The following is a 12,518-nucleotide window of genomic DNA, read 5'->3' on the forward strand; positions in this document are numbered from 1 at the left end:
TAATATTTAAAAAGTAGGGTGCAACATACAAGTATGCTTAAATAAATGCATGCACCCAACATCAAACCTAAAGGATAAGTAATGAGCCAAATTAACGAAACCCACGACATTAATTTAACTAGCTGGGTAGAGTCGGCCAATATTAAAGGCTGTGACTTCCCGATTCAAAATTTACCTTTTGCAGAATTTCGTACTAAAAACACAAATGAAGAATTTAGAGGCGGGGTTGCTATTGGCGATCAGGTTATTGATTTAGCAAAATTGAGCCACTTAAACATTTTTACCGGTGATGCTAAAACAGCCCTGGATGCAGCAAGCGAATCAACACTAAATACATTTATGGGTTTAGGGAAGCAATACTGGTCAGCACTGCGCTTAGCGCTTTCAAAAGCATTGCGTGAAGGCGCACAGCAACAAAAAGAAATGCAAAGTACCCTTATTGCGCAAGCTGATATAGAGTTTTCGCTGCCGTGTCGTATTGGTGATTACACCGACTTTTATACCTCAATTTACCATGCAACCGCCGTTGGTAGCTTGTTTAGACCAGACAACCCGCTTTTACCAAACTATAAATGGGTGCCGATTGGCTATCATGGTCGCTCTTCATCTATTGATGTATCGGGGCAAACGTTTCACCGCCCTAAAGGGCAAACTAAAGCGCCCGATGCAGATACCCCATCATTTGGCCCATGTAAGCGCCTAGATTATGAGTTAGAGCTTGGTATTTACTTAGGCAAAGGCAATGCGCTGGGTGATGCTATCGCCATTGAAAACGCTGAAAACCATGTATTTGGTTTTTGTGTATTTAATGATTGGTCAGCACGAGATTTACAAGCATGGGAATACCAACCATTAGGCCCGTTTTTAGCTAAAAACTTTGCATCAACCGTATCGCCTTGGATTGTCACCACTGAAGCACTTGCACCTTTTAGAACTAGCTGGACACGTGATGAAAACGATCCACAGCCAATGCCGTACCTAGAATCTGCCGCTAATCGCGAGCAAGGAGCATTTGATATCCAGATGGATGTTAAAATTCAGACTCAAAAAATGCGTGATGAAAACCACCAACCTAAGCAGGTCTCTGCCTCAAGCTTCAAACATTCATATTGGACTGTGGCGCAAATGGTGACCCATCATACTGTAAATGGCTGTAACTTTATGCCAGGTGATATGCTCGGCTCTGGCACGCAGTCAGGCCCTACACATAAAGAAGCGGGCTCTTTATTAGAGCTTTCTCGTGGTGGTAAAGAAAAAATAACCCTGAGTAATGGTGAGCAACGCAGCTTTTTAGAAGATGGCGATAATGTAATTATGCGCGGCTGGTGTGAAAAGCCAGGCTATGCCCGTATTGGCTTTGGTAGTGTAGAAAGCACAGTATTACCTGCTAAATAACTTATAGGTTATTGATATGTCCTAAATAAGCAAACACATTTGAGGACAACACATAGCAAATAAAAAAGCCACCTAGTTAAACTAGGTGGCTTTTTCGTGGTGTAAAGCCAGGTTGATTGGCTTTTACCTGTAAAAGCGCAGTAATATTTTGGTTGGCTCTTTCGTCGCTAAGCTTACAACACATTGCAACACATGCAAAAAATAAAGCCACTAGTAAACTAGGTGGCTTTTTCGTATCTAAAGTACGGGTTGATTAAAGGTCTTTTTCAACCTCATCAAATAGCGCAGTAATATTTTGCGTTGGCTCTTTCGTCGCTAAGCTTACAACGACAATTGCAATACTTGCTAAAATAAAGCCTGGTACAATTTCGTACATGTAACTGCTTAAGCTTTGCCCATCAATCATAAATGGTGAGTAAATCCAAAACAGAACCGTACCAGCACCTACAACCATACCTGCTAGTGCACCTTCAAAGTTCATGCGTTTCCAGTACAGGCTAAATAAAACCAGTGGGCCAAATGCCGCACCAAAACCTGCCATGCATTACTTACTAAGCTTAATATTGAGCTATCTCTATCGTACGCTAAGTAAATAGCACACAAAGCGACTGCTGCTACACTAATACGCCCTACAGTAACAAGCTCTGTGTCGCTTGCTTCTTTGCGTAAAAACGTTTTGTAAAAATCTTCAGTTAACGAACTTGAACTAACAAGTAACTGCGAAGAAATTGTACTCATGATTGCAGCTAAAATAGCCGCCATTAAAAAACCAGCAATTAATGGGTGGAATAATAACTCAGAAAGAATTAAGAAAATGGTTTCTGGGTCTTCAACAACAATGTTTTTTCGTAAGTGTACGCGGCACCAAATAACCAGTACCCACAGCACCAATGGCTGCAACTATCATCCATGTCATACCAATACGGCGAGCCGTTGGCATATCTTTTACGCTACGCACCGACATAAAACGTACAATAATATGAGGTTGACCAAAGTAGCCTAAGCCCCATGCCATTGCCGAAATAATCCCTAATGCAGAGCCTGCACCTATCCAATTAAGCATATCGGGTTAACGCTATGAAGTGTTGACTCTAGCGGTTGATCTAATAAAGAGTAAGCAACGGTCGGTACCAGTATCAAGGCAATAAACATAATACAGCCTTGCACAAAGTCAGTTAAGCTAACTGCTAAGAAGCCACCAAATAAGGTATATAAAACAACAACACCAGTGGTGATGTATAAACCCATTTCGTAACTTAAGCCAAACGAGCTTTCAAACAATTTACCGCCTGCTACAACACCTGATGATGTATAAAGCGTAAAGAACACAATAATTACTACCGCAGAAACTACACGTAAAAGGTTTGATTTATCATTAAAACGATTAGAGAAGTAGTCTGGGATTGTGATTGAATCGTTTGCTTTTTCAGTGTAAACACGCAAACGAGGCGCAACTAAAAAGTAGTTTAACCACGCACCAATAACCAAGCCTATTGCTATCCATGTGCTACTAAAGCCAGTAACGAACATAGCGCCAGGTAAGCCCATTAAAATCCAACCGCTCATATCCGATGCGCCAGCAGAGAATGCTGCAACACTTGGAGATAAGCTACGTCCACCTAGCATATAACCCGAAACATCACTTGTAGACTGTTTGTATGCATAAAGTCCAATGCCAAGCATGACTATAAAATACAATACCAGTGAAATAATCATTCCTGTTTCCAAATTCGCCTCCACAAAGTTGTATAAAACAGGCTTTTAATCCTAATAATGACTCTTAAAATATTATAATAAAGACACTATTGGGGTAAAAACCATCCGTCTTGACTATACCATGCTTAAAGGTGATAACTCCAACTTGTTACACTGAAGTGAACAAAAAACAGTCGCATTGACTATTTAACCCTCAAACACCCGATATACGGTAAACTTATTTACATATATAGCTAATATTTAATAACAATTCATTAAATCAATAATAATTACCTAATGCTATTTCGAACGTTTTGCCATATATTATAGCCATTGCTAATAATTATTATTTTGTACGGAACTATTTATGTATTTTTATGCTGCACGCCAACCTATTTTAGACCGCGAAAAGGAGCTTGTTGGATACGAGTTATTATTTCGTGATGGCGTTGATAATGTATTTCCAGACATAGACGGTGACGAAGCAACAACTAAGCTAATCGAAGGGAGTCAGTTTAATTTTGGCTTAGAAGATTTAACTGGCAACAAACCCGCCTATATTAACTTTACTCTAGAAACCTTACTTAAAGGTTACCCTACAATGTTAGGGAAAGAGACGGTCGTTGTAGAAATCCTTGAAACAGTGCAACCAGGTAAGCGCTTACTGGCTATTGTTAAAGATTTAAAAGAAAAAGGCTACACCCTAGCGCTTGATGATTACATTCACCAACCAGTATGGCGCCATTTTTACCCATATATCGATATTATAAAAATAGACTTTTTAACCACTGATGAAAGTGCAATAAAAACCATAATTAACGATATTAAAGCCTATCCACACATCAAGCTTTTAGCTGAAAAAGTAGAAACCTATGAAGCCTATAATTTAGCTCTAGAGCTTGGGTTTGAATATTTTCAGGGGTTCTTTTTTTCAAAGCCTGAAATGGTACAAAGTAAAGCACTGCCGCCATCAGAAATGGCATTAGCAGAGCTGCTTTACGAAACCTCATCTGTTGAAATGGATCTTAAAAAGATAACCGATGTGTTTGAACGTGACGTAAATCTATCATACAAATTATTGCGTTATTCAAACTCAGCTGCGTTTGCGCGCAGAGCCGAAATAAACACAATCAAACAAGCACTCATCGTCCTTGGCGCTAACGAAATTAAAAAGCTGTTATCTTTGTTATTTGCAGCGCAAGTTTCTGCCGATAAACCTGTTGAGCTAATTAGGCTTTCGCTAACACGTGCACGATTTGGCGAACTACTTGCTATTTCACACGGGCAGTTTAAAGATACCGGTATGGCCTTTTTAACTGGCATGATGTCGCTTATGGACGCTATTTTAGATGAAACCATGGAAAGCGTTATGCAAAAGCTCCCGCTGTCTGCAGAGATAAAAGCTGCGCTATTGAATGACGAAGGCCTGCTTGCTCAGTATCTAAACTTGGTTAAGTTTTATGAGCACGCAGATTGGGAAGCCGCCAACGAAATTGCAAAACAATTAAATTTAGGCGAAGAAGTTGCCAATGCATACCATGACGCCTTAACCTGGGTTAATGAGCAAATGCAGCTGATGGTTAAAGAATAATAAACATTAGAGCTTATTTAAGCTCAAAATACACATAAAAAAATGCCAGCAATTGCTGGCATTTTTTATAGCTGTTATTTAGAGGCTTTCTAAGAAGTCTTCATCAAAGTCTTCAGGCTCTTCTTGATTGGTGGGTTGCCGTCGTATAGCTCATAAAGCTGACGCTGAAAGTATATGTCTTTAACAAATAAATACGGGTCAAGAGAGTCATTAAGTAGGCCTTCTTGCGGGATAAGTGAAGCACGAGCTTCGACCGCTTTAAGCGCAAAAACTAAAATAGTTTGAGGCGTAGTCAAGGCGATTTCTGGTAACACAAAGTTATCAACTACATCGCCTGTTAAGTTACGTGCTGTAGTCGGCCCCATTGCTGGCAGCATAATATATGCGCCATCGCCAACGCCCCACACGCCCAATGTTTGGCCAAAGTCTTCATCTACCAGCTCAAGTCCAAGTGAACTTGCAACATCAAAAATACCAAATACACCTACCGTAGAGTTAACTAAAAAACGCGCTAAACTCACGCCTGCGTTGCCCGCTTTACCTTGTAGCCCTGCGTTTATCATATCAACAGGCGCACTAATATTATCGGTAAAGTTAACAATCCCGTTGCGTACAGGTACAGGGGTCACTTCTACATACCCTACAGCCACAGGGCGTAAAATATAAGCATCAAGAATATCCATATTAAAGTCGTACAATGGACGGTTAATGCTTTGTAGCGGGTCGCGCTCATCAACTTTGTTTTCTGGTACTTGTGCACATCCGGCTAGCACCAATAAACATAAAAAAGTAAAACTATGCTTTAACATCTAATGTCCTTAAGGTATTAATGTATCAATTTGAAGTTGGTAGTCACTTACGTTTTCACGTTGTAGTGTCTCAGAGTGACCCTCTAACTCACCACTACTTGGCATAACTGACTCATCGATTGAGATCCGCGCTGTGATCACAATATCTTTAGCACTTGATAAGTTTAACCCATCAACCATTGCATTAGCATCAGTGAGTTGCACCGTTAGCGGAAAGCTGTATTCATTTAGTTTAACAACCGCTAATGGCATAGGAGAGCCTTGAGCAGCCTTGGCAAAAATAAATAAAGTCCCTGCTGTGGCTGCTTATCGAAAAGCTCATTCGCTAAGCTCACAGTAACACTAATAGCACTATTAGCAGAGACCGGCATTACAGAGCCCTCATTTTGCATTTGTTGCTCTATATCGGAAATACGCTGCGCTATCATTGAGTAGCGCGTATCGCTTTTATCCATGCTTGCCAGTAATACTTCAAACGCCGCTTTGGCTTGCGGCCAGTCCTTGCGCTCATAGGCAATAAGCGCTAATAAAGAAATAGCATCAAGGTTTGTTGGTTCAACCTTTAGCACTTTAGATAGCATACCCGCTGCACGCGTCATGTTCTCTTCGCTGCCTTCAAGCAGTAAAACTTGGCTGTAGCTAATGAGTACTTGCATGTTGTCTGGGTTCATTCGAAGGGCTTTATCAAACGATTGCTGCGCCATATCAAATTCGTTTAACGACATGGCTACACGTCCAAGCAACATCCACGCAACTTCGTCATCGCCTGATTCACTAAGCTTAGTGCGCAGCGCTAAAGCAAACGCTTGCAACTCGTTTTGAGTTAGTGGCTCACCTTTTTGCATTACCGCACGCTCGCCATAATCTGCAAGGTTATCCATTGCATCATACCACGCTGCTATTTGCTGCTGGCTCCCTGTAAAGGTGTAAAAAACACCGGTGAGGGCTAATAAAAATGCTGCGCCTGTTAAAGCAAAAATACGGTTATTACCTTTGCTATTAAGCGATTTTTCTGGTGAAAGCTCGTTCAATAAACGACGTTTTAGCTCAATAACCGATTCACTGTGGCTTTGCGCATCAATACGTTGATTGTCTAAGTCGTTTTGCAGCTCAACTAAACGCTGCTCGTAAATGCTGATCAATTCTGCATTAGCATTGTGAGTAATGGTTTGCACGCGCTCTTTTTTTAAAAAAGGCAACATAATAAAAGCCAGTGCAATTAGTGTGAGTAAAGCAAAACACGCCCACATTAAAATCATTAATTTTGCTCCTGACGTTTATTTTCTGCAATTAACTTAGCAAGTTTTGCTTCATCATCGCTGTTCCAGGTTTGCTTAACTGACGCCTTACGCTGGCGAATTACAATAAAACCAAAACCCAAAATAACAATAAGTACAGGTAAAACCCAAAGTACTAATGTGGCCGGTGTTACAGGCGGATCGTAATGAACAAAATAACCGTATCTGTCTATCATGTAATCGATTACTTCGTCTTTTGTTTTACCTTCTTTTACCAACGCGAGTACCTTGTCGCGTAAATCTTTTGCAACAATGGCATCAGAGTCTGCAATATTTTGGTTTTGACATTTAGGGCACCTGAGCTCTTTGGTTAACTCTTCAAAGCGCACAGCTTGTTGGTTATTGTCAAACTGGTAGCGATCTTGCTCGGCATACACTGCCATACTTATAAAAAAGCTCAGGGTTAATAAAAACACTCGCATTAATTTAGCTCCTGCATAACAGGGGCAAATTTAGCACGCCATACGCGCGGGTTTAGATCCCCTGTATGGTGTAATAAAATTTTACCCGTTTTATCCACTAAAAATGTTTCAGGGGCACCCGATACACCTAAATCAAGTGACAAGGTACGGTGCAAGTCTAAAATATTAAATTGGTATGGGTCGCCAGCACGGCTGAGCATATCGCTCACATCGGTGCGCAAAGCCTGCATATCAAATGGGCCATCAAAATCGGCATCGTACCCTTGTACATAGTACAAACCAATAATTTTTACGCCTTGCTCGCGTAGCTTAGTTAAATACCCTAGTTCAACTAAACATGTAGGGCACCAAGTCCCCCATACATTAAGTAAATAAACTTCGCCTTTTAGGCTTTCATCTGTCCAGCGCTTATCATCTTGCATTAAATCAGGCAGGTTAAACGCAGGCATCGTTTGGCCTAGTCGTCCGGTTTGAATTTCACGCGGGTTGGCAAACAAACCTTGATACAAAAATACACATAAAAATATGAATATTAATAACGGTGCTAAAGCTAAAATTTTACGGTTCATTACGCATTCTCCAACGCTTTTTTGCGTGTACTTGCTGATGTACGGTAGCGTTTATCGAATAAAATCATAAACCCTGCAAGCGATATAAGTACACCGCCTATCCACATCCAACGCACGAACGGTTTGTGATAAATACGCAGTGACCATGCCCCTTTACTTAATTGCTCACCGAGCGCTAAATATAGGTCGCGAGTAAAGCCGGCATCAATTGCCGCTTCGGTCATAAATTGCATACCAATATCGTATTTGCGTTTTTCTGCATGTAACTCAGTCACTAGCTTATCGTTATTGAATACCGACACTACACCAGCATGCCCACTGTAGTTAGGGCCGCGTATTGATTTAACGCCATCAAATCGGTATTCGTATTGGTTAAGCGTGACAATATCGCCTTGCTTCATAGAAACATCACGCTCCACCGAGTACGCCGAAGTAAGTGTAACGCCTGCAATAACAAATGCTAAACCAACGTGACCTAGCACCATAGCCCAGTAGCTAATGCCTAAACGTTTAATGCCTTCTTTTAGCGTCCCGTGAACCGACGCCTTGGCGTATAAATCTATGGCAGTAGAGACTGCAACCCATACACCTAATGTGGTTGCTAATAATGTAAGTGGTTTTACGACATCGTAGCTTGAGAACAACCACGCACAGGTAATAGCAACACTTATTAACACACCTATTAATACTTTATTTTGTAGTACAGCCCACTTGTTTTGTTTCCAACGAAGAAAAGGCCCTATTCCCATTAATATGGCAAATGGTACTAATAAAATGGCAAACATTTTATTAAAGAACGGTTCGCCAATAGAAATACTGCCTAGGCCCATTTCTTTATGCACCATAGGTAACAAAGTACCTAAAAGAACAATTAATGTGGCTACCACTAAAAAGATGTTGTTAAGCCATAAGGCCACTTCGCGTGATACAAACTTGTAACGGCCTTCGCTTTTAACTTGTGATACGCGCAGCGCATACAACGATAAACCGCCGCCAACAACAATGCCTAAAAAGGCTAGAATGAATAAACCTCTATCGGGGTCAGTGGCAAATGCATGCACCGATACAATAATGCCTGAGCGAACAATAAAGGTGCCTAATAAGCTTAGGGAAAATGCAGCGATGGCAAGCAGCACAGTCCACGATTTAAATACACCGCGCTTTTCTGTCACGCTCAAAGAGTGCAATAAAGCCGTAGCGACTAGCCAGGGCATAAGCGATGCGTTTTCTACCGGATCCCAAAACCACCAGCCACCCCAGCCAAGCTCAGAGTAAGCCCACCAGCTGCCTATGGTTATTCCTAAACTTAAAAAGCCCCAAGCAGTCATCGTCCATGGGCGAGACCATTTAGCCCAGGTGTTATCAAGTTTACCTGTTAAAAGTGCTGCAATAGCAAATGAAAACGCAACCGATAACCCCACATATCCCATATACAGTAATGGCGGATGAATGATCATACCTGGGTCTTGTAGAAGCGGATTTAAATCACGCCCTTCAACAGGGAAATACGGCAGTAAGCGTTCAAATGGGCTTGAAAGCAGTAGTGTGTACATCATAAAACCGACACCTAAAAAGCCAAGCACACCTAAAACACGTGCACGCAACACCCAAGGTAGCGATTTAGAACGCATAGCAACCACGGCGGTCCACCCTGCTTGCATTACAAGCCACAGTAAAATAGCGCCTTCGTGCCCACCCCACGTAGAGGTGATTTTATAATACCAAGGCAACGTACTACTTGAATGATACGCCACATAAGATACCGTAAAGTCATCAGTTAAGCTGGCATAGATAAGCGCAGCAAACGAGAGAAGTACAAAAGCAAACTGCCCAACGGCTAAAGATGGGGCCGCACGCATTAAACGAAGATTACCGGTATGCGCGCCCCATAGCGGAAAAATACACAGTAAAACGCTTAGCACCATAGCAAGCGTTAAAGAAAAATAACCAAGTTCTGGGATCATATTAGCTACCGCTATCTAGGTTGTATTTTGGTTTTTCGTGTTTAATTCCTTTTACGGCTTCTGCTACTTCTGCTGGCATGTATTCTTCATCATGCTTAGCCAGTACTTCAAAAGCTTCAATCACGTTTGGTTCTACAAGCACACCTTGCGCTACAATACCTTGGCCTTCGCGAAATAAGTCAGGCAAAATGCCTTGGTATTTAATTGTTACCAATGGCCCAGTATCAATCAGTTTAAAGCTGACTTGTAAACTTTGTTCATTTCGAACGACAGAACCCGGCACAACCATACCGCCAATACGCAACTTTTGCCCTATTTGCGGTTTTTCTTTATCAGGGCCTTTGCCGTCTATTAGCTCGCTTGGTGTATAAAATAAGTTTATGTTTTCTTGTAGTGCATAAAGCACTAGGCCTACAGAGGCACCAATACCAAACAGTACTGCAATAATTACCAATAGGCGTTTTTTACGTCTTGGGTTCATGAGATTTGTTCCTGCTTCGCTTTTTTAATTCGCGCTTCACGCGCAACTTGCTGCTCTACTGAGGCCATAATACGTTTTGTATCACGTAAAGAGCTAAATAAAATGCCCAACAAAATTAAGGCGCATGTACCAAATGAAAGCCACACGTAAAACCCGTAGCCTCCCATTGCAATAAAATCAGAAAAAGAGTCAAACTGCATAATTTACCCCTTACTTAACAAGGCTCGAACCCAAGGTCGATGCTTTTCACGTTGTAATATTTCATTTTTAAGGCGAATTAACGTTACAGTGCCCACAAACGCTGCAAACGCTAAAATATTTACCATAAGCGGCCAAAACATACTTGGGTCAATGGCTTTTGTATCAAGCTTTGTGATTGTTGCGCCTTGGTGTAGGGTGTTCCACCACTCTACGGAGTAGTGAATAACGGGTAAATTAATTACCCCTACAATGGCTAAAATAGACGCTGCCCGCCCTGCTGATTTTTTATCTTCAAAGGCATGGTAAAGCGACAACACGCCTAAGTATAAAAACAATAAAATAAGTTCAGAGGTTAAACGTGCATCCCATACCCACCAAGCACCCCACATAGGTTTACCCCATGCAGCGCCGGTAATTAAGGCAATAGCTGTAACACATGCTCCCACCGGAGCAATAGCAATCACAGCAAGTTCAGCGTTACGTAATTGCCACACTAAAGCGACAATAGCTGCTATAGCCATAGAAGAGTATGCGCCCATAGACAAAATAGCCGATGGAACATGAATGAAAATAATACGGTAGCTGTCTTTTTGTTGATAATCAGCCGGTGCAAAACCTAAGCCCCAAATCCAACCAACAAGCATACTTATAACCGTAACAACGGCAAAATAAGGCAGTAACGTATTACATAATTGATATGCGCGCTCTGCTTTTGCGTAGGGATGTAACCACTTCCACATATTAACTTACACTCACTTTTAATGCTGACGATATGGCGATGGGTGCGCATATAATAGCAACTACTAACATGGCCCCAAGAATGGCAAGCTGCCCGCTATAATCCAGCGACATAGTACTGGTATCAATGGCTGACGTTGCAAAAATTAAAACAGGAATATACAAAGGCAACACTAATAAGCTCATTAAAATGCCGCCTTTTTGTAATCCCACAGTAAGGCCAGCCCCAATTGCACCAATAAAGCTTAATAATGGCGTGCCTAATAATAATGTTAATACGGTCGCTAACAGCGCAGAGCTCTCTAAATTAAGCAATAAAGCAAATAACGGTGTCATTAATACTAATGGTAAACCGGTAACAACCCAATGCGCCGCGACTTTAGCCAACACGGTGAGTGATAGCGGGTACGATGAAGCAATTAGCTGCTCCAACGAGCCATCGTTATAGTCGTCTCTGAATAATTTATCGAGTCCAAGCATGGTAGAGAGCAAAGCTGCTACCCAAATAATACCTGGCGCCATTCTGTTTAATAGACCGGGCTCTGGGCCAATTGCTAACGGAAATAAAGAAATAACAATGAGAAAAAACAAGATAGGATTGATAATTTCAGCACGCTGGCGAAACGCAAGCTTTACATCTTTACTAAATACCGCACTAAACAGCAGCCAATATGAATGTTGACGAGTCATCAGTAACGATACTCCAAGGTCACCGTTTGTAGGTTTTCAAACTGTGTTGTTAAATCTTGATGGGTTGTTAGTAAAATAGCGCCACCACTTTTTAAGTGCTCAGAAAAACGTTGTTGTAGAAATGCAACGCCATTTTTATCAAGTGCAGTAAAGGGTTCATCAAGCACCCATAGTTTTGCATCGCTTAACCATAATCGCACTAAAGCGACACGACGCTGCTGCCCTGCAGAGAGCATTCTTACCGGCACATCTTCAAGGCCCACTAAGCCAAGCTTAGCTAAAATTGGATATAAGTCGGGCTCATTTGTATAGCCGTTAATGTGTAACCAATGGCGTACGTTTTCCAGTGCGCTGAGCTGCACATTGACACCGGTTTTATGGCCTATAAATAGCAGGTCTGTGGCGTACTCTTCATAATGCTTGGTAATAGCTTGCTGGTTATAAAAAATAGCGCCTTCATCAGGCACACTAAAGCCTGCGACAATACGCAATAATGATGTTTTGCCAGCCCCGTTAGGACCCGCTAATTGCATGATTTGACCGCTATTTAGGCTAAAATTAAGATCCGCAAACAAACAACGTTCTTGCTTGATGCAGGTGACGGACTTAATGTGTAACAAGATGACGTTTCTCTATGCCAAAAATTAGGCGTTAGTCTACCATAA

Annotated in this window: 10 protein-coding genes and 3 pseudogenes; 2 read left to right on the forward strand and 11 right to left on the reverse strand. The window is 41.6% G+C overall.

Annotation, left to right across the window (positions count from 1 at the left end; all coding sequences use genetic code 11):
• The first annotated feature begins 81 nt into the window (after positions 1–81).
• Positions 82–1,395 carry a fumarylacetoacetase gene (fahA, locus tag EJ103_RS11890; protein ID WP_126007822.1) on the forward strand — a complete coding sequence of 438 codons (1,314 nt, stop codon included), beginning with the start codon at positions 82–84 and terminating at the stop codon, positions 1,393–1,395.
• A 253-nt stretch (positions 1,396–1,648) separates the two neighbouring features.
• Here the strand turns inward: fahA and putP are convergent.
• Positions 1,649–3,111, reverse strand: a pseudogene (gene putP / locus EJ103_RS11895) (sodium/proline symporter PutP).
• 346 nt (positions 3,112–3,457) lie between these two features.
• On the opposite strand from putP, the gene EJ103_RS11900 reads away from it, so the two are divergent.
• On the forward strand, positions 3,458–4,681 hold the full coding sequence (locus tag EJ103_RS11900; RefSeq protein WP_126007824.1) for an HDOD domain-containing protein: 1,224 nt from the start codon (positions 3,458–3,460) through the stop codon (positions 4,679–4,681).
• A 78-nt stretch (positions 4,682–4,759) separates the two neighbouring features.
• Here EJ103_RS11900 and EJ103_RS11905 read toward each other — a convergent pair.
• The 10 genes and pseudogenes from EJ103_RS11905 to ccmA form a co-directional block, all read right to left on the reverse strand.
• A pseudogene (locus EJ103_RS11905) lies at positions 4,760–5,490 on the reverse strand (VacJ family lipoprotein).
• A gap of 9 nt (positions 5,491–5,499) precedes the next feature.
• A pseudogene (gene ccmI, locus EJ103_RS11910) lies at positions 5,500–6,749 on the reverse strand (c-type cytochrome biogenesis protein CcmI).
• On the reverse strand, positions 6,749–7,210 hold the full coding sequence (locus EJ103_RS11915; RefSeq protein ID WP_004588327.1) for a cytochrome c-type biogenesis protein: 462 nt from the start codon (positions 7,208–7,210) through the stop codon (positions 6,749–6,751). The pseudogene ccmI and the gene EJ103_RS11915 overlap by 1 nt, the downstream one beginning before the upstream one ends.
• Positions 7,210–7,779, reverse strand: a complete 570-nt coding sequence (locus EJ103_RS11920; protein ID WP_029773820.1) for a redoxin family protein — start codon at positions 7,777–7,779, stop codon at positions 7,210–7,212. The genes EJ103_RS11915 and EJ103_RS11920 overlap by 1 nt, the downstream gene beginning before the upstream one ends.
• Entirely contained in the window at positions 7,779–9,743 is a 1,965-nt protein-coding gene (locus EJ103_RS11925) for a heme lyase CcmF/NrfE family subunit (protein ID WP_126007825.1), read from the reverse strand. Before EJ103_RS11925 ends, EJ103_RS11920 begins: the two co-directional genes overlap by 1 nt.
• Position 9,744: 1 nt before the next feature.
• Positions 9,745–10,224 carry a cytochrome c maturation protein CcmE gene (gene ccmE, locus EJ103_RS11930; protein ID WP_126007827.1) on the reverse strand — a complete coding sequence of 160 codons (480 nt, stop codon included), beginning with the start codon at positions 10,222–10,224 and terminating at the stop codon, positions 9,745–9,747.
• Positions 10,221–10,424, reverse strand: coding sequence for a heme exporter protein CcmD (ccmD, locus tag EJ103_RS11935; RefSeq protein WP_004588323.1), 204 nt, complete (start codon positions 10,422–10,424; stop codon positions 10,221–10,223). The genes ccmE and ccmD overlap by 4 nt, the downstream gene beginning before the upstream one ends.
• A 3-nt stretch (positions 10,425–10,427) precedes the next feature.
• Positions 10,428–11,165, reverse strand: coding sequence for a heme ABC transporter permease (locus EJ103_RS11940; RefSeq protein WP_004588322.1), 738 nt, complete (start codon positions 11,163–11,165; stop codon positions 10,428–10,430).
• Position 11,166: 1 nt separating this feature from the next.
• Positions 11,167–11,853: a heme exporter protein CcmB gene (gene ccmB / locus EJ103_RS11945; RefSeq protein ID WP_126007829.1), complete on the reverse strand. Its 687-nt coding sequence runs from the start codon at positions 11,851–11,853 to the stop codon at positions 11,167–11,169.
• Positions 11,853–12,473, reverse strand: coding sequence for a cytochrome c biogenesis heme-transporting ATPase CcmA (gene ccmA, locus EJ103_RS11950; protein WP_086004334.1), 621 nt, complete (start codon positions 12,471–12,473; stop codon positions 11,853–11,855). Before ccmA ends, ccmB begins: the two co-directional genes overlap by 1 nt.
• Between the last annotated feature and the right edge of the window lie 45 nt (positions 12,474–12,518).

The organism is Pseudoalteromonas sp. Xi13 (assembly GCF_003952205.1).
GTDB lineage: Bacteria > Pseudomonadota > Gammaproteobacteria > Enterobacterales > Alteromonadaceae > Pseudoalteromonas > Pseudoalteromonas atlantica.